Source organism: Pseudoclavibacter sp. JAI123 (genome assembly GCF_013409665.1).
Lineage (GTDB): Bacteria > Actinomycetota > Actinomycetes > Actinomycetales > Microbacteriaceae > Pseudoclavibacter.
Map to the genome: position 1 here is coordinate 492,227 of NZ_JACCCM010000003.1, position 20,402 is coordinate 512,628.

Consider the following 20,402-nt stretch of genomic DNA (forward strand, 5'->3'; position numbering starts at 1 on the left):
CGAGGCCAGCAAGGGCGGCACACGTTCCGTGCCATGATGTTTGCTGCGGTGGACGAGGCGGCGCAGGACGCGCGGCCGCTTGCAAAAGAGGAGACGCATGACGAGGACGACAGCCAGCGTGGTCAGCCCTGCTCCTGGTGCATCCAGTCTCCCGGACTGGACCAGGCGGGACTGGGTCTGGGTCGTGGTGGTCTTCCTCGTGGTCACGGTCTGGACGTGGTTCCGGATCCCGCTGCCGGATCACGATGTGGTCTGGGCTGAGGACGGGGTCATCTTCCTCAAGGAGCAGATCGAGCGGGGAACGCTTGCCACGCTCCTGCATCCGTACGCCGGGTACCAGCACTTCCTGCCGAGGGTCTTCAGCGCTGCTGTCGTCGAATGGGTCCCCCTCGAGTCCTACAACCGCGCCGTCTTCACGGTCTGCGTCGTGTTCGCGGGGCTCACGGCCGCTGCGACCTACCGGCTCACTCGGGGCATCATCCGCTGGATCCCGGGCCGTGTGCTCATGTCGCTCGTCCCGGTGGCAGTGCCGCTGCTGAGCCTCGAGATCATCGGCAACTTCGCCGACCTCCACACGTACTGCCTCTGGCTGGCGGCGTGGGTCGCGCTCTCGAAGCCAGCAAGCAAGATCGAGGGCGTCCTCTGGGGAGTCGTCGCGCTCATCGCCTGTCTCACCGAGGTGCAGGCGCTGCTCGTCGTGCCGCTCGTGGTCGTGCGCCTCTTCTGGGACCGCAGCATTCCAGTCCTCGCGATCGCGGCCGGAACGCTCATCGGCGTGGGAACGCAGATGTTCTCCTGGCTCACGACGCCGCGCCCCATCAAGGAGGGTGTCGAGATCGGCATTCCCGATGTCGTGGTCGGCTGGCTGGTGAACGCCGTCCTCCCGATCTGGAACGGGCACCGTGAGACGAACTCGATCCTCCTGGCCGAGTACGGGTGGAAGATCCTGGCACTCGCCGTGCTGCCGTTCGTGCTCGCGACCCTGGCTGCCCTCGTCTTCGACAAGGGGTATCAGCGGTTCGCGCTCTGCGGCCTGCTCTTCATCTCGGCGGCATCCTTCGGCGGGTCCCTTCTCGTGAACCCGCACGAGTCGTTCCAGTACGCGCGGTTCGTGGGCCCCGAGTGGTTCCTCGTGCCCATCGACCTCAGGTACGGCGCGGCCGCGGCTCTGTTCGTGCTCGCCGCGCTTCCGTTCGCGGCGTCCTCGCTCGTGATGCGCTTCAGCCCGAGGTTCCCGGTCCTGTCGCGCACGGTCGTGCTGGTCCTCTCGACCGTCGTCCTGGGCTACATCGCGATCCAGGGGCCGGAGGTGGCCTCAGCGAAGACGATGGCGAAGCCGTGGAGCGCGCAGGTCGGGGCCGCGGTCGTCGCCTGCGAGGCCGCGCCGGAGTCGAGCTACACCTTCGAGAGCGCGCCGGGCATCAGGTACTTCGACCTCTCCTGCCGAGACGTGCTCGAGCGCGCCACGATCAGGCAGTGATCTGCGGCCGTGCGCCCTCGCGAGGGAGCACGGCCGACCGCGGCTCAGCGCAGGGACTCGACTCGAGCGACGAGCGTCGACGCGCGCGCACCGCCGCTCGGCCCGGCGGCGCGGTTGATGCGGCGCAGCAGGTCGAAGGTCATCGACAGCAGGTACTTCGCGAGCGCCGGCGTGACGGCGACCCTGGGCACGAAGCCCGCGGTCTGCACCGCCAGAGCGACGAGCTTCTGCCAGTCGCGGGTGCTCAGCTGCACGAGGCTTCCGTACGGCGCCGACGCGACGGACGCGCCGAATGTGCGGATCGCCTCGGTGCGGAGGATGACCGTGCCGCCCGACCCCTGCAACGGCGACGTCTTTCGCGAGTAGGGCACCGCGATCCCGAGCATCGAAGCGATGCCCTCGAACGCCGGCGTGGTGTCATCCCACTCCCGGCCGAGCTCGCCGAAGTGCTCGCCGTGGAGCAGCGGGGCCGCGACGAGCAGTCCCAGCTCTGAAGCACGCTCGAACTCGGCGATGGCCGCCGACGGGTCGGGGAGCCCGAAGGTCTCTGCGCCGAACGCGCGCGCGTCGACGAGGTCCGCCTGGCGTCCGCTCTGGTGGAACGCGTCGGGGCCGAGCACGATCGTGACGTCCTGGCTGATGCGGCCGCCGGCTTCCGACCAGTGCGAGGCCACCTCGATGCTGAGGGCGCCAGAGGCCTGGATGAGGGCGTCCGCGTCGCTCAGCCGGGTGCGGGTTCCGGTGACGACCAGCGCGGCCCGGCCTTCGATCAGGCGAGCCTGCGCGAGGCGCTCCTCGAATCCTGCGCCCACTGGGACGAGGACCGCGAACTCCGTCGACGACGCGGCCGTGGACTCGAGCATCGCCCAGTCGTGGAGCGTGGAGAACTGCGCGTACTGGTCCATGCTGCGCTGCATGTGCGGCCGCAGCTGTGCCATGTCGAAGCGCCCGGAGGTCTCGAGGAACTCGTAGAGCCGCGTCGCGTTGAACCCGGCGATCTCCTCGATCGTCGACGGGATGCCCGCGAAGAGGGTCTTGCGCTTGAAGATGGGGCAGTTGCGCTCTTCGATGAGCTCGACCGGGTACGTGTTGAGCGGGTAGAGCGTGTACGGCTCGAGGTCGGTCGTGTCGACGTAGGCCTCCCACGTGAAACCGAGGCGGTCGAAGAACCACGTGAACTTCGCCTCGTGCTTCGCGACGGCGTGCGAGTAGTCGGGGATCTGCGGCAGGTCATCCCAGTAGTCCTGGAACGGCTCGGACAGGAACATCGAGCGACGCACGGCGATGAAGTGCGACTGGATGTGCACGGGCAGGGTCGGCGTCTCGAGGACGCCGAACGGGTCGAAGGGGGCCGCGTGGTGCACGGTGATGCCCCAGAAGTCGAGGTCCTTCGCATCCATCGTGTCGAACATGAGGCCCATGTCGGCGACCGGGCCGACGATCGTGAAGTTGAACATCACGAACTCGTCGTACTCGGCGAGGCCCTCCCAGCCGATCGAGTCGATGGCGGTCTTGTAGGCCCAGGAGTCGAACCCCTCGTTGGGACGCACGATGAGGTCGGTGCCGGGGCGCGCGGTGAACAGCTCGCGGCCTGCGTCGTTCAGCTCGCCGTTCACGACGACGATGACGTGGTCGAGGTGCGGCTGCATGCCGTCGAGCAGCGTCGTGACGTACTCGTCGACGATGCCCTGCTCATCGAAGAAGAAGAAGATGCCGAGCCGCTTGGGCGACCTGAGGTCGCTCAGCTTCACTTGATGCCACCCAGGATGCGCCGTGGCACGGCGAGGATGCGCCTTGGGATGCTCCGGGCCAGCGAGGGGAGACGACGCAGGAGGTTGCGGGCGCGCTGCGCGGTCGTCGGCCGCACGTTGAGGTGATAGTGCGCGTCGTCCAGGGAGTTCTGCAGTGCGAGGACCCTCGCCTTGAGCTCGGCGTTCTCGGCCTTCTCCTCAGCCCGCTCGCGGGCGAGCTCGTCGAGGCGCTCCCGGAGTGCCTCGATCTCGACGACCAGTTCTGCGGAGCTTCGGGTATCGGGTGCGCTGCTTGGCATGGCCACGAGCATATCGCCGGTGACTCCCTTGTCCGTCTCCCTCGCCGCGGGGTCGGCTCGGCGGCGGATAGCATCGACGGATGAGCGCGCGAGCAGTCGGTTCCGAGTCGGAACGGTGGCGACTCGCTCCGCACCGCGAGTCCGCCTGGCTGGCCGGTGTCTTCGCCGTGGCCCTCGTGCTGGCGTGGTTCCGGGTGCCGGCCGGGGCGCACGGAGTGCTCTGGGCAGAGGACGGCGATACGTTCCTGCGCGAGCAGATCGAGCTCGGCAGCCTCGCCACGCTGTTCCACCCGTACGCCGGCTACCAGCATTTCCTGCCTCGGGTGTTCACGATCGTCGCCGCGGAGCTCTTCCCGCGCGACAACTTCGGTGTGGCGGTCTCGTTCCTGAGCCTCCTGGCGACCGCCCTGGTCTGCGCCGGCACGTTCCGCCTGGCCAGGGGAATCGTCACGTGGCTGCCTGCGCGCGTCGCGGTCGCCCTCGTTCCCGTGTTCGTGCCGCTCATCAGCCGCGAGGTGCTCGGCGACCTCGCGAACCTGCACACGTACTGCCTGTGGCTGGTGGTGTGGATCTTCGTCTCCCGAAGCGACGTGTCCAGGGCGGAGCGGGGGTTCTGGGCCGCTGTTGTCCTCGTCTGCCTCCTGACGGAGGTCCAGGCAATCGTCGCGCTGCCCATCCTGCTGCTTCGCCTCCTCTGGGATCGCGGCAAAGCGGTGTGGCTCCTGCTCACCGGCGCCCTCCTGGGCGTCCTGCCTCAGCTCGTGACGTGGCTGCTCGCCCCCCGGCCTCAGTTCAACGCCCCACATGGGCCCATCTCCGTCGCCGATGTGCTCGTCGGCTGGGGCGCGACGGCGTTGCTTCCCGTCTGGAGCGGCGACACCGAGTCGAACGCGGTGGCGCTCGCGAGCCAGGGGGCGGGCATCCTGGTGCTGGCCTTCGTGCCCTTCGCGCTCGCGGTGGGGCTCGTGATGGCGATCGGGCGGCGACCGGAGCGCGTGGCCCTAGCCGCGCTGCTGCTGGTCTCGGCTGCGGCATTCGGTGGCACGCTCCTCGTCAACCCTCTGACGATCTTCCAGTTCGCCCGGTTCGAGGGTGGTGACTGGCTGACTGCGCAGATCGACATCCGCTACGGGGCCGCCGCAGCGATCTTCGCGCTCGCGAGCTTCCCGCTCGCGGCGTCCGCGATCGTCGAGCGCTGGGGAGTGCGAGCCCCGCGCGCTGCGCGCTTGGCCGCCGCGGCTCTCCTGCTCGCCGTCGGGGCCGCGGTGGTGTCGCAGTGGGCGACCGTGCCGGATGATCGCCGCGCCGTTCCTGCCTGGTCGGCGCAGTACCGCGATGCGGTCGCAACCTGTGTCGGCGAGCCGGAGGGCGAGCGAGTCTTCGCCGTCGCGCCCGGCAAGTCCTTCGTGCTCGCCTGCGACGACCTGCTCCGCGACGCCGGGAAGTAGCGGAGGAGAAGCGTCAGACGCCCTCGAGCTTGTTGCGCTCGACGATCGGCAGGGGCCCCGTCTTGGTCGAGATGGTGCGCCTCGGCAGCGCGGGGAGGTCTTGGATGCGCAGCTTCGAGTAGATCGCCAGGTAGCAGAGCAGCAGCCAGTTCCCCTCGACGAGGAGGCGCGACTCGGTCAGCGACTGCACCGCGAGGGCGACCATGAGCAGGAACGCGAGCATGGCCGTCGGCGGGAAGTCGCGGGGTCCGCTGGCGTCGGTCTGCGGGCGGTCGACGGCCAGCCACCAGGTGCGGATGAGGGTCGAGAGCACGATGCCGACGAAGAAGAACGCACCGATGAGGCCCGTCTGCATCCACACGTCGAGGTAGGCGTTGTGGGCCTGCAGGAAGTGCACCCCGTCGACGACGAGGAGTCCCTTGAACGGCTCCACCCACGGGGCCCAGTAGCTGATCCACCCCATGCCGGTGAGCCAGTGCTCGCTGCCGAGCCGACCGACCTCGGCCCAGATGTCGCCGCGGCCCGACATGTCGCTCGAGCGGTTGATGAGGCCGAAGAGCTGCGTGTTGAACTGGAGCACGATCCAGCCGACGACGAGCATGATGGCGAAGACCGCGCCGTACATGCCCCACCGTTGCGCGTTGCTGAGCGGGCGTGCGATGAAGACGAGGGCCACGGCCAGGAGCACGACGGCGCACCCCACGAAGACGGTCGCCGACTTGCAGAGGAGGATCGCGACCAGGCCGAGCACGATCCACGTGATCGCCGGCCACCGCTTCATCTGCTTGGCGTACCACTGCACAGCGACGGCGATGACGCACAGGAGCGCGGCCATGGCGAGCAGGTTGCGGTTGCCGAGGATGCCCTGGATGGCGCTGCCCGCGAAGATGTGCCCCTGGCTCCACAGGAACGCGGCCGGCACGGTCTCGGCGGTGGCTCCGGGGATGCCGGAGACGCGCTCGAGCTGACCGGGGATGAGGAGGGCGAGGGGCAGCACGCCGCCGGGGAAGAAGATGGCGACGAGGACCTCGAACGCGAGCGAGAGGCCGAGGATCCAGCGCATGGCCGCGCTGAAGGCGCGCAGGAACTGCGGCTTCGTGAGCGAGACGGCGAGGGCGAGGGCGACGATCACCGTCACGAGCTGGATGCCGAAGCCGAGGAGCGACTCGGGTCGGTAGGCGGACCAGATGATGGAGAAGGCGCACCAGACGACGAACGCGACGAGCGCCGACGGAAGATGCATGATCTTCGGGAGGGGCTTCTTGCTGGCGAGGAGCCAGATCGAGATGCCGATGATGATCGCGACGACGACACCGAAGCCGTACCAGGTGAGCAGGTTGCGCCAGAAGTCGCCGGCGAAGGCCGTGAAGAACGTGAACGTCGCGAAGGCGGTGAGCCCGGGGCTCCCCGGTACCCGGGACACGAATCGACGCCATGGGGCGCGTTCGGTCGCGATGGAGTCTGCGGGGATTCGGGTGGAGCTCACCGGCCTATTCTCGCTCACTCGCGGACCCGATCGGTGCTGGTCCGCTGGAAGCCAGGGCCGCGCGACGGCCGGCGCCGCTCACACGAACGCCGCGTGGCCCGTGATCGACCTGCCGACGATGAGGGTGTTCATCTCTCTGGTCCCCTCATACGAGTAGATGGCCTCCGCGTCCGCGAAGAACCGGCCGACACCGTAGTCGGCGACGATGCCGTTGCCTCCGCATACCTCCCGCGCGAGGGCGACGACCTGTCGCATGTTTCCCGTGGCCACCGCCTTCGCGAGCGCCGAGTGCTCGTCGCGCTGGGCGTCGTCATCGTCGAGCTGCGACACCCGAACGCACAGCGTGATGCTCGAGGTGATGAGTCCGAGCGCGTCGACGAGGCGCTCCTGAATGAGCTGTCGTGCAGCGATGGGGGCGCCGAACTGGAGCCGGTCCTTCGCGTAGGCGAGCGCGGTCTCGTAGGCGCCGACGGCGATGCCCGTCGCGAGCCATGCGACCTCGGCCCTGGTCTTGCGCAGAACACGGGCGGTGTCCTTGAACGAGTTGGCATGCTCGAGCTTCGCGTCGGCGGGCACGCGCACGCCGTCGAGGGTGATGTCGGCGTTCTGCACGATGCGGAGCGACACCTTCCGCTCGATCTTCGTCGCGGTGAAGCCGGGAAGGGAGGTGTCGACCACGAAGCCCTTCACCTGCCCGTCCGCCACATCCTTGGCCCAGATCACGACGATGTCCGCGAAGGTCGCGTTCCCGATCCAGCGCTTCGCGCCGTTGAGCACCCATTCGTCGCCGACGAGCTCGGCGGTCGTCGTGAGCCCCCTGGCGGAGTCGCTGCCGGAACCGGGCTCGGTGAGTCCGAAGGCGCCGACGATCTCACCGGACGCCAGCGCGGGGAGCCAGCGTTCACGCTGGGCGACGGAACCGCAGAGGCCGATGGCGCCAAGGGCCAGGCCGTTCTGCACGCCGACGTAGGTCGCGACGCTCGCATCGACGCGAGCGAGCTCGAGGGCAGTCCACCCGCGGAAGACCGCAGAGTTCTCGAATCGTCTGGTCTCCTCGAACGCGAGGCCGACGACGCCGGCCGCGGCGAGGCCCTGGACGATCTCGCGCGGGAAGGTCGCGGCTTCCCAGTGCGCGTCGATCACGGGGCGCACGTCGCGCTCGAGGTAGTCGCGGAGATTCGAGATCAGGCGCTTCTCCTCCGGAGAGAGCTCGGCCTCGAGCCCGGTGAAGTCGCCTGGCAGCAGCTGAAACTCGTTGTCGTCCATGACCGTCCTGTTCCTGGTCGAGCGGGGTGGGGCGCTGCGAGGCCGTGGCGGCCTTGCCTCCGGCGACGAATCGAGCGCTCCGCGAGCTTACGAAGAGGTGAGCCGGGTGCGCCACCGGGTTGGTGGAAACCATGAAGTCGAACGCGAGCTGGGTGCGCACCCTTGTATCTGCCATGCAGTTCGTCGCACCTCTCCCACAGGCGGACAGAGATTCGGTAGCCTTCGCGTGATGTTTCTGCCACTGAAGAATGCGCCCCGCGACTACGCCTGGGGTGCCCCGGGATCGATCTCGCAGCTCCTCGGCACGACCGGTGCCTGCACCCTCGACGACGCGGACTGGGACGGAGTGCCGCAAGCCGAGCTCTGGCTCGGTGCGCATCCTGGGGCGCCGAGTCGAATCGTCGACCCCGAACTGGCGGGTGGGGCGACGACGCTCGACGCCTGGATCGCGCAGGAGCCGGTGGCCACGCTCGGGCGGTACGCCATGGGCCTGCGGGAGGGCGATGGGCCTGGGCTCCCGTACCTCCTGAAGGTCCTCTCGGCGGCGGCCCCGTTGTCGCTGCAGGTGCACCCGACGCTGGCGGATGCCCGTCGCGGGTTCGATCGAGAGAACTCGTCCGGCATCCCCCTCAGCGCGCCGGAGCGCAACTACAAGGACCCGCTCCACAAGCCAGAGATGCTCCTCGCGCTGAGCGAGACGATGGATGCCCTCGCCGGCTTCCGCGATTTCGGTGAGGTCGCCGCCGTGGTCGGCGACTTCGCCCAGCGGGCGGATGCAGACCAGGGGCAGCCGGAAGCCGGGCGCGCGGCGCTTGCAGACTTCAGCGCGCGGGTCCGCTCGCTCGCCACCGGCGAGGATCTCCGGGGACTCGTCACGTGGCTCCTCGAGGGTGGCGAGGCGGTTGATGAACTCGTCGCCGCCGTGTCCCGGGTCGCGCTCGCGGGCGACGAGGCCGGTGACCAGGCCGAGCGCTTCGCTCGTGAGCGCGGCATCATCGCGACGCTCGCGCGCATGTACGCGGGTGACCCCGGGATCGCGCTCGCGCTCCTGCTCAACCAGATCACCATCCGTCGTGGTGAGGCGATCTTCCTGCCGGCCGGGAACATGCACGCCTACGTCCGCGGGCTCGGCATCGAGATCATGGCGGCGTCCGACAACGTGCTGCGTGGCGGGCTCACGCCCAAGCACATCGACATTCCCGAGCTGCTCGCACGGCTGGACTTCGCGCCGGTGCCCCCGCCGTACATCGCGGCGACGCGCATCCAGGACGGTGTGGAGGAGTATCGGCCCGAGATCCCCGACTTCCGCCTCGTGCGGGTTGTTCCGAGTCCTGTCGACACGGTCAAGACCATCCACCTCGATGGGCCCACGATGCTGCTCTGCCTCGAGGGGGAGGCCCGTCTCGAGGGAGCCAAGACGACTGCCTCCATCTCGGCGGGCGAGTCTGTCTTCGTGACCCCGGACGAGCTGCCGGTGCGAGTGATTGGCTCGGTCGACCTCTTCGCGGCGGGTCCGGGGCTCGACAGGCGCGACACGGTGCCGATGCGACACGCCGACTAGCTGGGAATTTCCGGCGCGGGCATTCCGGCGCGCCGTTTCCTGGTCCCTCAGGGATCCTCGGCGACACGCCGTCGCGAATCCCGCGCGGCTTCTCCGAAAAGTCTCAAGACCGGGCTTAGTGTTGAGGGCTTCCGACTTGACGCGGGGTGAATTACAACGATGTAATGATTCCGACGCGCGGGCAGGTGCCCGCAAGCAACGTGGGGAGAACGTGATATGGCAATTCCAGGGAGGAACCCCTCGGTTCCCGAAGACTGGTATGTCGACCCGGTCGTCCTCGGCGTCCCAGGAGTCCGCAGGAATGTCGGAGACGACAACCCGCTCGCCTGGCAGGCAGACGCGCTGTGCGCGCAGGTCGACCCCGAAGCCTTCTTCCCGGAGAAGGGCGGCTCGACGCGCGACGCGAAGCGCATCTGCGATTCCTGCGAGGTCCGGAGCGACTGCCTCGAGTACGCGCTCTCCAACGATGAGCGCTTCGGCATCTGGGGTGGGCTGAGCGAACGGGAGCGGCGCAAGCTCCGCAAGCAAGCCTGAGCGGCGCGGGTCACGGGCGTCAGGCCCGGGCCGCATCGTCTTGGCCAGTCAGTCTCGGGTGAGAGCGCGCGAGCAGGCAGGGCCCCGTCTCGACTCCGGTCGGGCGGGGCCCTTCGTGCATCCATGTGCGGGGGAGTCGGATGCATGAGCGGGAGACGAGCCAGTGCGACGTCGACGCGTGTCGCGGCTTGCCGCCCGCAATGCGAGATCGGCCGGGGGACCCGAATACCATTCGTTCAATGCGTCCCGGAGTCACCGCAATCCTTGTCGCGCGAGATGCGTCGCGCGCGCTCGAGCGCACCATCGCCGCGCTCGAGGGCTCCTCGCGCCTCCCCGAACGCGTCGTGATGGTGAATCTGGCCTCGACGGATTCGACACTGGACATCATGCGCGCGTCCGAGCCGGACATCCTGCTGACGTTGGAGACCGACACGACCTTCGGCGGTGCCGTCGCCGAAGCCGTTGCCGTGCTCGAGGAGCAGGGGCTCCACTCGGAGGGGGATTGGCTCTGGCTGCTCGCGGCCGACAACGCCCCGGAGCACGATGCGCTCGAGCAGCTCCTCGCGACGGCTGAGCGGAATCCGTCGCTCGAGGTGACCGGCCCGAAGCTGGTGCGCAGCGACGACGCCGCGACGCTCGTGGAGTTCGGCCAGTCCATGCTGCAGAACGGTGAGAGCCTGCGCCTTCGCGAGGACGAGCTCGATCAGGGCCAGTTCGATCAGGATTCCGACGTGCTCGGTGTCGCGGCCGGTGGGATGCTGGTGCGCCGTGAACCGTGGTTGGCTCTCGACGGTTTCGACCCCGGTCTCCCGGCAGTGGACGATGCGCTCGACTTCTGCACGCGTGTGTGGCTCGCCGGCGGACGTGTGCTCCTGACCCCGTCTGCTCGAGTCGCCTGCGACCCGGAGGCTCCGGGCACGGCCGCGATGAACCCCTCGATGAGCGCCTCTGCCGTCGCGGCGGCGCGCGATACCGCGAGGGTCCACCGCAGTCTCACGAAGACCCCGCCGCCCGCGTTCGCCGTGCTCCGGCTCCTGCTCATCCCGATCGCCATCCTCAAGGGCGTCTGGCACCTCGTTCGGAAGCGTCCGCGGCGTATCCTCGCAGAGCTCAGGTCCGCCGCTCGCGTGACGTTCGGCAAGACGGGCGCGGCCCGCTCGAGGGCGCAGTTCGCGAAGACCCGCACCGAGTCGTGGACGGTCATCGAGCCGTTGCTCGTGAGCGCCGAGGAGAACCAGAAGACGCTGGGCCTGCAGCGCGAGGAGCTGCGTGCGCTCACGCACGAGGAGCGCGAGCGGTACTCGCTGGTCGGCTCCGGCGGCCTCTGGGTGCTGCTCGTGTCCACGCTGCTCGGCCTCGGGCTGGCGCTGCCGCTCATCGGTCAGACGACGCTGTCCGGTGGCGGACTCCTTCCCCTCGCCGACTCGATCGGCGCGCTGTGGGGGAGGACGGGGTACGGCGTCCGCGACGTGGGCGACGGGGCCTTCGGTGTGGCAGACCCCTTCACCTATGTGCTCGCGGTGCTCGGCACCCTCACCTTCTGGTACCCGAGTCTCAGCATCGTGCTGGTCTGGCTCTTCGCCCTCCCGCTGGCCGCGATGGGCGCCTGGCTTCTTGTGGCGCGACTCACCAAGCGGGCCGGCCTCCGCGCCTTCGGTGCGTTCGCCTGGATGCTCGCGCCCCCGCTGCTGGTGGCGCTGGCCGAGGGGCGCATCGCGGCGGTCATCGCGCACCTCGTCCTCCCATGGCTGATCTTCTCCGCCCTGAGCGCTTCACGGAACTGGTCGCGCGCGGCGGCCACCGGCCTGCTCGCCGCAGTCGCGATCGCATCCGCTCCGCTCCTCGCGGTCCCGCTTGCCGTCGTCTGGCTCGTCTGGCTGGTGATCGGCGGTCGTGGGTTCCTGCAACGACTGCTGACGGCCGCTCCGACCCTGGTCCTCTTCGCTCCGCTCGCGGTCGCGCAATGGAACCGAGGGCGGCCGCTGGCCCTGTTCGCCGACCCGGGCGTCCCGCTCGCGAGCACGGCGCCGGATGCGTGGCAGCTGCTCCTCGGCTTCCCCACGTCGCTCGTCGCCGATCCCAGCTGGGCTGGTGGACAGCTCGAGGCGTATCCCTTCGCCCCGATCATCGCCGCCGTCCTGGTGGCGCCCCTGTTCCTTCTCGCGGTCCTCGCCCCCGGTGGCCGTAACTGGCGCGCGGCGCTCTTCGGTCTCCAGCTCCTCCTCCTCGGCTTCGTGACCAGCGCGGCGGCAACCCGTCTCGGGTTCGCGCACGTCGGCGTCGAGAACATCTCGCTGTGGCCGGGCAGTGCGCAGTCGCTCATGTGGCTCGGCGCTGTGGTGGCGGCCGCGGCGACGCTCGGGGCGATCCGAGCGCGCGCCTCGCACGTCCTCGCCGGCGTCACGATCGCGGGCATGGTGCTCCTGGCTGCACTGCCGGCAACTGCGGTGGCGCGCGGCGACGCACTGGTCGGCGCAGGCGACGGCCGGTCCCTTCCAGCGATCGTCGACGCCCAGGGGCGAGCTTCTGACGAGGTGGGGACCCTCGTCATCGTTCCGCTTGCGAGTGGCGCGGTCGAGGTGCGGCTCGAACGGGGAACGGGTGACGGCCTCGACTCGCAATCGACGCTGCGCACGACAAGCGTCGGTTTCTCCTCCGGTGACCAGCGCCTGGCTGAACTGGCCGTGAACTTCGCCTCGGATTCCCTCTTCCGCCCGACAGAGGAGCTGCACGCGCTCGGCATCTCGTACCTGCTCGTGCCGGAGGGCTCAAGCGACGCGGCGACTATGGAGGGCCGACTCGTGTCCTCGCTCGACGCGAACCCGGGCCTGCGTCCGGCGGGCGCAACGGAGTTCGGCGCGCTCTGGCAGGTGGTCGGACCCACGCTCGAACCCACCGACCCGAGCGTCGCTGGCCCCCTCGACACTGCGAACACCGGGACGACGCTCGGGCGGTGGATGCTCATCGTGCAAGGCGTCCTGCTCGCGCTGACCCTCCTCACTGCCCTCCCGACCGGGGGCCTCACGGCGCGTGCCGCCGATATGCGCCGCCGCGAGAAGACCACCGGTCGCCCCTGGTACGACCTGGACGGTGACGGTTTCGACGATGGCGAGCGGATGCTGCGTCGCGACGTCACGTCGCTCACCGTCGATGACTTCGAGGACGACGATGACGACGTGCTCGGCACGGGAGCACGGGGAGGCGACCATGACGCCCGATGAATCGACCGTGATCGCCGAGGCGCGTGCTGCGGACGACGCCGCCCGCGAGGCTTCCAGACCGGCCGCGAGCGGCCGGCGTCCCATCTGTCGGGTCCTGAGCGTCGGCGCCGCGCTCGTGACCGTGGGAGGCGTGGTCGCGGCGGTGCAGCTCGCACCGGAGGCCGTGCTCTCCACTCCCGCCAATGCTGTCCTCGTCAGCCCGGTCGCGAGCGCGCAGGAGCGCGTGTGCCCAGGCCCCCTCACGTTGCTCGGCTTGGCGACGGATGACCCGACGCTGCCAGCGACCCTGGGGACGACGAGCATCCGTCTCGCCGGAGACCTCGACGAGCTCGACATCGAGCCGATCGTGCAGTCGACCCCAGCCGCCGACGAGCAGCAGGCGCTCGCGCCGGTCCGCTTCACGGTTCCGGGGATGACCGAGGACGGCGCCCCGACCGAGTTCGGAGCGGCACAGACACTGGAGCTCGCTCAGCCCTCGGCCGCGGGCTTCGCCGCGACATCCTGCCGCATGCCGTCCGCCGAGCAGTGGCTCGTCGGGGGGAGCACCGCGGAGGGCAGCAGCACGCAGCTGGTCATCGTGAACCCCGCCGACCGAGCCGCCGAGGTCCGCGTGACGGTGACGACGGCGGATGGCACGGTGCAGGCCCCGACGATCCGCGAGATCGCGGTGCCCGCCAGCAGCCGTGAGGTGGTGAGCCTCGAGGGCGTGGCGCCCGACCGGGGCGACCTCGTCGTGCAGGTCGAAGCCGTCTCCGGCAGCGTGACCTCCACACTGCACCAGACGCGCACCTCGGGGGCGACGCCAAGCGGCATCGAGATCATCGGAGCGCAGGACGCGCCGAGCACCTCCTTCTCGATCGTGGGCGTGCCCTCGACGAGCACGGCGTCCGAGGCGGAGGGCACCCTGGTGCTCGAGCGCGGCGCCACGCTTCGCGTCCTCGCGCCCGGCGACGAGGAGACCGAGCTCGCGGTGGCCGTTCGCGATGCAGCAGGCACCTCGCTCGAGCCGATCTCGCTGACGATCCAGGGAGGCCGAACCACCGAGATCCCGCTCACCGGATACCCGATCGGCCAGTACACCCTCGAGATCGAGGCAAGCCACCCCGTCGTCGCCTCGGTGCAGACGACGGCCACGGCGACCTCCTCGGACCTGGCCTGGTACCAGCCGGTTCCCGCGCTGAGCGGCGGCCAGGTCGTGGCCGTGCCGAACGGCCCGTCACCGAAGCTGCAGCTCGCCGACGCCGACGGGGTCGAGAAGACCGCGACGCTCATCGCAGAGGACGGCACTGAGACTGCGATCTCCATCCCGGCGCACGGCACCACGTCCGTCGACGTCGAGGCAGGCCGCGAGTACCGGCTCGAGGGACTCGACCGGGTCTCCGTCCAGCTCGCCTACGCGGGCGACGGCCAGCTCGCTGCCATCCCCATCTCAGCGAGCAACCCGCTCGCCGAGGTCATCACCGTCTACCGCTGAGCGCCGGGCCCGCGGCCGGCGAGGTCACTCGTCGCCGAAGCGCTCCGGCGCGATGTCCCACGGGTCCGAGCCGAGCAGCTCGGCGACCGCCTGCAGCACGCACCGTTCCACGAGCATCCTGTAGTGCACCGGGTCCTCGCAGTGCAGCCGCGCGAGCCGATCGATCGCGACTCGATAGAGGATGATCCGGTTCGGAGCCTCGACATGCCAGCGGTCCATGCCATCGGAGTGCTGCAGCGTCTTGGGCACGTTGGCGATGTCGACCTGCACGTTCGCGAGCCGTTCGGGATTCGCCGCGCGCAGGTAGTTCATGGCATCCGCGACATGGTTCTCGAACCTGACCACGCGTCCGGTGAGCATCGGAAGGTAGGGGCCCGCGACGCTCGAGCGGATGCCCCTGCCGTGCCTTCCGCGGGCGAGGCCGCGCTCAGGGCGCGCCTGCCTCCTGGCGTTCTCGGATTTCTTCTCCCGGCGGCGACGTGGCATGACTGCGAGTTTACGCCCGGCGTACACTTGCCCCGATGCCCAATCGACCATGCTCACGAGTCGCGTGCTCCCGCAAAGCGGAGTACACGCTGACGTTCGACTACGAGGACAAGCTCGCCGTCATCGGCCCGCTTGCGCTCGCGGCGGAACCGCACAGCTACGACCTGTGCGCACGCCACGCAGAACGCTCGACGCCACCGCAGGGGTGGAGCATGATGCGTCCGGTAGTTTTGGGTTCATGACTTCTGTGGCTATCGCACCCGCGTCGACTGACGAGCGGGGTTCTCTCTCTGGTGTCGTGAAGAGCTATGACGTTCGGGGGCTCGTGGGCAGCGAGCTCACGGAGACGCTCGTGACGGCGCTGGGCGCCGGGTTCGTCGACGAATTCGCTCTCGCCGGGCAGACGGTCGTCGTCGGCCACGACATGCGCGACTCCTCGCCTGGCTTCGCCGCCGCCTTCGCCCGCGGTGCCGTCGCGCGAGGCGCGAACGTCACGCACATCGGCCTCTGCTCGACCGACGAGGACTACTTCGCGTCCGGCCGCTACGACGCGGCCGCCGCCATGTTCACGGCAAGCCACAACCCCGCCGCCTACAACGGCATCAAGCTCTCGCTCGCGGGCGCCAAGGCGCTCAGCTTCGACACCGGTCTCTCCGCGATCCGCGACAGGGCAGCCGCGTTCCTCGACGACGGCATCCCCGCGGTCGATCGGCCGGGCTCGGAGCAGCGCATCGACGTGCTCGCCGACTACGCGGCGTACCTGCGCGAGCTTGTCGACCTCTCGGGCATCCGCCCGCTCAAGGTCGTCGTCGATGCCGGCAATGGGATGGGCGGGCTCACCGTGCCCGCCGTGCTCGGCGACGCGGCCGGTCTCGGGGCGCTGCCGCTCGAGATCATCCCCATGTACTTCGAGCTCGACGGTACCTTCCCCAATCACGAGGCGAACCCGCTCGACCCCAAGAACCTCGTCGACGTGCAGGCGGCCGTCGTCGAGCACGGCGCGGATCTCGGTCTCGCCTTCGACGGCGACGCCGACCGCTGCTTCCTGATCGACGAGCTCGGCGAGCCCGTCTCGCCGAGCGCCGTCACGGCGATCGTCGCGCGACGCGAGATCGCACGCGTGCGCGCAGCCGGCGAGAACGAGCCCACGATCCTCCACAACCTGATCGTCTCCCGTCACGTGCCGGAGGCCATCGAGCAGGAGGGCGCGAAGGCGGTCCAGACGAAGGTCGGCCACTCGCTCATCAAGGCGCAGATGGCGGCCACCGACGCGGTCTTCGGCGGCGAGCACTCGGCGCACTACTACTTCCGCGACTTCTGGAGCGCCGACAACGGGATGCTTGCCGCCATGCACGTGCTCGCAGCGGTCGGCGGATCCGACAAGCAGCTCTCCGAGATCGGCGGGCTCGAGAACCCGTACTTCGCGTCCGGGGAGATCAACTCGACCGTCGCGGATGTGCCCGCCGCCCTGGCGCGGATCGTCGACGCCTTCGCCAGCATCGCCGAGTTCGAGGAATTCGACGGGCTCACGGTCCGCGGTGCGGACGAGACCGGCTTCTGGTGGTTCAACGTGCGCGCCTCCAACACGGAGCCGCTCCTACGTCTGAACGCCGAAGCCAAGGACGAGGCACGCCTGCAGTCGCTTCGCGACCAGGTGCTGTCCCTCATCCGAGCGCAGTAGCAACGGGCCTCCGCGCCCCTCTCGGGGCCGGGGCCGGCAGCATCCACCACCACCCCCGGAGCAAGGAAGCAGCACTCATGGCACCAACGTCGGGTATCGAGCTCTCCACCGAACGTCCGTTCGTCGTCGCGGACCTGGCACTGGCAGCCGCGGGTCGCCACCAGATCCGTCTCGCCGAGATCGAGATGCCTGGGCTCATGGCGCTCCGGGCGCAGTACGCCGGGCAGAAGCCGCTGGCCGGGGCGCGCATCGCGGGATCGCTGCACATGACCGTCCAGACAGCGGTGCTCATCGAGACGCTCACCGACCTGGGGGCCGAGGTCCGCTGGGCGAGCTGCAACATCTTCTCCACGCAGGACGAGGCGGCCGCGGCCGTCGCCGTCGGGCCGGAGGGCACGGTCGAGGCCCCGACCGGAGTGCCGGTCTTCGCGTGGAAGGGCGAGACGCTCGAGGAGTACTGGTGGTGCACCTCGCGCATCTTCGACTGGAGCGCAGAGGGAGCAGTCGGCCCCAACCTCATCCTCGACGACGGCGGCGACGCGACCATGCTCGTGCACCTCGGCCGCGAGGCCGAGCTCGCCGGGTCCGTCCGGGAGGCGAGCGATGAGGACAGCGCCGAGATGCGCGTTGTCCTTGACACCATTCGCGAGTCGCTCGCGCACGACGCCGGGCACTTCACGCGCATCGCCGAGGAGGTGCGCGGCGTGACGGAGGAGACGACCACCGGTGTCCACCGACTCTACGAGCTCGCCGAACGCGGGGAGCTGCAGTTCACGGCGATCAACGTGAACGACTCGGTGACGAAGTCGAAGTTCGACAACACGTACGGCATCCGCCACTCGCTGCCGGATGGCTTGAACCGTGCGACGGATGTGCTCATCGGCGGCAAGACGGCGTTTGTCGTCGGGTACGGCGACGTCGGCAAGGGGGCTGCGGAGGCCCTTCGCGGGCAGGGCGCCCGCGTGATCGTGAGCGAGATCGATCCGATCTGCGCGTGGCAGGCCGCGATGGACGGCTTCCAGGTCGCGAAGGTCGAGGACGTGCTCGACCAGGTCGACATCTGGATCACGTGCACCGGCAACAAGAGTGTGCTGACGCTCGAGCACATGCTCGGCATGAAGCACATGGCCATCGTCGGCAACGTCGGCCACTTCGACAACGAGATCGACATGGCCGGCCTCGAGCGGCTTGAAGGAGCGACGCGCGTCGAGATCAAGCCGCAGGTGCACGAGTGGCGCCTTCCGAACTCGCGTTCGGTGCTTGTCCTCTCGGAGGGGCGCCTGCTCAACCTCGGCAACGCGACGGGTCATCCGTCGTTCGTCATGAGCAGCTCCTTCACGAACCAGGTCCTGGCGCAGCTTGAGCTCTGGCAGCGACTCGACGCCTACCCGATCGGCGTCCATGTGCTGCCGAAGCACCTCGACGAGCAGGTCGCGCGCCTTCACCTCGATGCCCTGGGCGTGCAGCTCACCGAGCTGACGCCGGAGCAGGCCGACTACATCGGCGTCGAGGTCGGCGGGCCCTACAAGGTCAGCCACTACCGATACTGATCCGTTCGGCCACGTCCGATCGCCGAGACGACGAAGCCCGCCAGCTGTTCTGGCGGGCTTCGTCGTCGTCGCTCGGTGACCGAGCCGTTCAGCCTCGGTCGGGGAAGGAGTGGGGCATGCCGTTGAGGGTGGGCGCGAGTGCGTCCTCTCGCCGGGCGATCGCGGCAAGGGCCGCGAGCTCGCGGTCTCGGCGCAGGACAGCCAGGCCCCGCAGATAGGTGTCAGCGTCGACATCCGGGATCGGATGCACGTGGGGGAGCGTCTCGCGGGCGATCTCGCCTGCCGCCCGGTCCCGGTGTGCCGGAGTGAGCTGCGCGGACTGGTCCAGGTAGTCGAGGATGCGACGCGAGGTGCGGTCGGGGAGCCTGCCTGCGTCCGCGATCGTCGCCCACCCGACGAGCTGCGGGGGCATCGGCCCGAGGTGGCGGCGGAGCTTCGGGGCCCGTTCGCGCTGGCAGGTCGTGCCGGCGAGGACGTCGCCGAGCCGTTTGGCCCGGGAGTTGACGAGACCTGTGATGATGGCGATGCCGCCTGCCGACCCGTAGAGCTCGATGAATCCGAGGAGGGCGCGGATGAATGCCTGACGGAACCCTGACGTGCCACCGTCGTCGCGGACGATCCGCAGGCCGGTCGCGAACTTGCCGACCGATCGCCCGCGCGTGAGCGTCTCGACGACACAGGGGGCGACGACGAGGCAGGCGACGAGCAGGGCGATGGCGATGGCGCTGAGCAGCGCTTCGTCGATGGCAACGGGAAAGTCGTCGCTCGACAGGATGGTCATCGTGAGGATGAGGAGTCCGATGTAGCCGGCCATGTAGACCAGCGCGTCGAGGGCGGAGGAGGCGGCCCGGAGCGCAAAGCCCGCGGGTCTCACGTCCAGGTGGACTCCTTCGCCGACGACAAGCTGCTCGTCGGTGACGCTCAGGCGTTCCCTGGGTCGCGTCTGAGTGGCCATGGCAGTATTGAAACAGATGGATCTTGAAGCTCTCACAACCGCCCGTTCGGCGGATTGGCAGCGCCTGGGGGCGCTCGCTCGGCGCCGCAATCTGACCGGCGCCGAGATCGACGAGCTCATCACCCGCTACCAGGATTCGTCGACGGAGCTGTCGGCGCTGCGCACGAGCTACGGGGAGACTCGGGAGGGGGAGTTCCTCTCCGTGCAGCTGTCGCGTGCGCGGGGGAGGTTCACCGGAGCCGGGCGAAACATCCTGGTGCTGCTCGGGGCGTTCTTCACGATGGCGCTGCCTGCTGCGCTCTACCGCGTGAGGTGGTGGACGCTTGGCGCGGCCCTCTTCACGATCGCGGTCGCCGCGCTCAGCTACTGGTGGATCGTGGCGAACCCGGAGATCCTCGGCTTCCTCGGTTCCGAGGCCGCCCTGGAGCAGTACGCCGAGGAGGACTTCGTCGGCTACTACTCCGAGTTCTCGGAATCCAGCTTCGCTGCGCGCGTCTTCACGAACAACGCGTGGATCGCGGCGCAGTGCATCGCGTTCGGCATCACAGGACTGTGGGTGCCGGTGGTGCTCGTGCAGAACGCGCTCGGACTGGGCCAGAGCGCAGCTGTCCTCGGTGCTCACGGGCACCTCGACGTCTTCTTCCTCTGGATCGCGCCCCACGGCCTGCTCGAGCTCACGATGGTCTTCGTCGCTGCTGGGGCAGGTCTTCGCATCTTCTGGGCATGGGTGGCACCGGGGGCGAAGACGCGGATGCAGTCGCTCGCTGACGACGGCCGCGCGCTCATCGTCGTGGCAATCGGCACGACGATCTTCCTGTTCATCTCCGGACTCGTCGAGGGGTTCGTGACTCGTCAGGACTGGCCGTGGCCGATCAAGATCGGCATCGGCGCCGCGGCGCTCGCTCTCTACCTGGTCTACGCGCTCTGGCTCGGCGGCCGCGCAGTTCGGGCGGGGGAGACCGGGGCCCTCGAGAAGTTTGATGGTGGAGCTCAGCGCGTCTACGCCGGCTGACTGCGTTGACGCGGGCTGACCTGCCAGTGGCCCGGAGCGCGGGTGGAGCAGGGGATGCGGGCGACACGCCCGGGATCGCCCCGAGTTGTGCGTCGCTAGGTCTCTGCGTAATGTAATCACTCGTCAGGCCGACGGAGCGAAACGCGAGAGCGGGTCGCACGGGCCAGACAGTTCTGAAAGAAAGATCAGCATCTGCCA

The 20,402-nt window shown here is 69.2% G+C and carries 16 protein-coding genes; 10 read left to right on the forward strand and 6 right to left on the reverse strand.

The features are described from left to right. Positions 1–97: 97 nt before the first annotated feature. The gene (locus tag HDC34_RS17410; protein WP_179557952.1) at positions 98–1,480 is read left to right on the forward strand and encodes a hypothetical protein; all 1,383 of its coding nucleotides are present in this window, start codon (positions 98–100) and stop codon (positions 1,478–1,480) included. A 44-nt stretch (positions 1,481–1,524) separates the two neighbouring features. Here the strand turns inward: HDC34_RS17410 and HDC34_RS17415 are convergent, their stop codons facing one another. Together HDC34_RS17415 and HDC34_RS17420 are read right to left on the reverse strand one after the other, a co-directional pair. Beyond that, positions 1,525–3,231 carry a rhamnan synthesis F family protein gene (locus tag HDC34_RS17415; RefSeq protein WP_179557953.1) on the reverse strand — a complete coding sequence of 569 codons (1,707 nt, stop codon included), beginning with the start codon at positions 3,229–3,231 and terminating at the stop codon, positions 1,525–1,527. Further along, the gene (locus HDC34_RS17420) at positions 3,228–3,530 is read right to left on the reverse strand and encodes a hypothetical protein (protein WP_146080833.1); all 303 of its coding nucleotides are present in this window, start codon (positions 3,528–3,530) and stop codon (positions 3,228–3,230) included. The genes HDC34_RS17415 and HDC34_RS17420 overlap by 4 nt, the downstream gene beginning before the upstream one ends. Positions 3,531–3,610: 80 nt before the next feature. Between HDC34_RS17420 and HDC34_RS17425 the strand changes: the two genes are divergently transcribed. Beyond that, a complete protein-coding gene (locus HDC34_RS17425; RefSeq protein ID WP_179557954.1) occupies positions 3,611–4,978 on the forward strand; it encodes a hypothetical protein in 1,368 nt (455 codons plus the stop codon). Between the two features lie 13 nt (positions 4,979–4,991). On the opposite strand, the gene HDC34_RS18095 is transcribed toward HDC34_RS17425, so the two are convergent. Beyond that, a complete protein-coding gene (locus tag HDC34_RS18095) occupies positions 4,992–6,464 on the reverse strand; it encodes an O-antigen ligase (RefSeq protein ID WP_179557955.1) in 1,473 nt (490 codons plus the stop codon). Positions 6,465–6,542: 78 nt separating this feature from the next. Continuing rightward, on the reverse strand, positions 6,543–7,730 hold the full coding sequence (locus HDC34_RS17435; RefSeq protein WP_179557956.1) for an acyl-CoA dehydrogenase family protein: 1,188 nt from the start codon (positions 7,728–7,730) through the stop codon (positions 6,543–6,545). Positions 7,731–7,959: 229 nt separating this feature from the next. On the opposite strand from HDC34_RS17435, the gene manA reads away from it, so the two are divergent. From manA to HDC34_RS17455, 4 genes are all read left to right on the forward strand, one after another. Next, positions 7,960–9,291, forward strand: coding sequence for a mannose-6-phosphate isomerase, class I (gene manA / locus HDC34_RS17440; RefSeq protein ID WP_179557957.1), 1,332 nt, complete (start codon positions 7,960–7,962; stop codon positions 9,289–9,291). Positions 9,292–9,507: 216 nt separating this feature from the next. Next, complete coding sequence (locus tag HDC34_RS17445; protein ID WP_104252260.1) at positions 9,508–9,825, forward strand: WhiB family transcriptional regulator; 318 nt, start codon at positions 9,508–9,510, stop codon at positions 9,823–9,825. 239 nt (positions 9,826–10,064) lie between these two features. Continuing rightward, positions 10,065–13,046 (forward strand): glycosyltransferase, encoded by a 2,982-nt coding sequence (locus tag HDC34_RS17450; protein ID WP_179557958.1) that lies wholly within the window; start codon positions 10,065–10,067, stop codon positions 13,044–13,046. Further along, positions 13,033–14,520, forward strand: a complete 1,488-nt coding sequence (locus HDC34_RS17455) for a DUF5719 family protein (RefSeq protein ID WP_179557959.1) — start codon at positions 13,033–13,035, stop codon at positions 14,518–14,520. The genes HDC34_RS17450 and HDC34_RS17455 overlap by 14 nt, the downstream gene beginning before the upstream one ends. A 24-nt stretch (positions 14,521–14,544) precedes the next feature. Here the strand turns inward: HDC34_RS17455 and HDC34_RS17460 are convergent, their stop codons facing one another. Then, entirely contained in the window at positions 14,545–15,006 is a 462-nt protein-coding gene (locus HDC34_RS17460; protein WP_179557960.1) for a hypothetical protein, read from the reverse strand. A gap of 35 nt (positions 15,007–15,041) precedes the next feature. Here HDC34_RS17460 and HDC34_RS17465 point away from each other — a divergent pair, with 35 nt between their 5' ends. The 3 genes from HDC34_RS17465 to ahcY all read left to right on the forward strand — a co-directional run bounded on the left by HDC34_RS17465 (position 15,042) and on the right by ahcY (position 18,237). After that, entirely contained in the window at positions 15,042–15,248 is a 207-nt protein-coding gene (locus HDC34_RS17465; protein ID WP_104252264.1) for a DUF3499 family protein, read from the forward strand. Beyond that, entirely contained in the window at positions 15,245–16,687 is a 1,443-nt protein-coding gene (locus HDC34_RS17470; RefSeq protein ID WP_179557961.1) for a phosphomannomutase/phosphoglucomutase, read from the forward strand. Before HDC34_RS17465 ends, HDC34_RS17470 begins: the two co-directional genes overlap by 4 nt. Positions 16,688–16,764: 77 nt before the next feature. Continuing rightward, positions 16,765–18,237: an adenosylhomocysteinase gene (gene ahcY / locus HDC34_RS17475; protein ID WP_179557962.1), complete on the forward strand. Its 1,473-nt coding sequence runs from the start codon at positions 16,765–16,767 to the stop codon at positions 18,235–18,237. A gap of 88 nt (positions 18,238–18,325) precedes the next feature. On the opposite strand, the gene HDC34_RS17480 is transcribed toward ahcY, so the two are convergent. Then, positions 18,326–19,192, reverse strand: a complete 867-nt coding sequence (locus tag HDC34_RS17480; protein ID WP_179557963.1) for an RDD family protein — start codon at positions 19,190–19,192, stop codon at positions 18,326–18,328. A gap of 16 nt (positions 19,193–19,208) precedes the next feature. Here HDC34_RS17480 and HDC34_RS17485 point away from each other — a divergent pair, with 16 nt between their 5' ends. Beyond that, positions 19,209–20,204 carry a stage II sporulation protein M gene (locus HDC34_RS17485; RefSeq protein WP_179557964.1) on the forward strand — a complete coding sequence of 332 codons (996 nt, stop codon included), beginning with the start codon at positions 19,209–19,211 and terminating at the stop codon, positions 20,202–20,204. Positions 20,205–20,402: the final 198 nt, after the last annotated feature.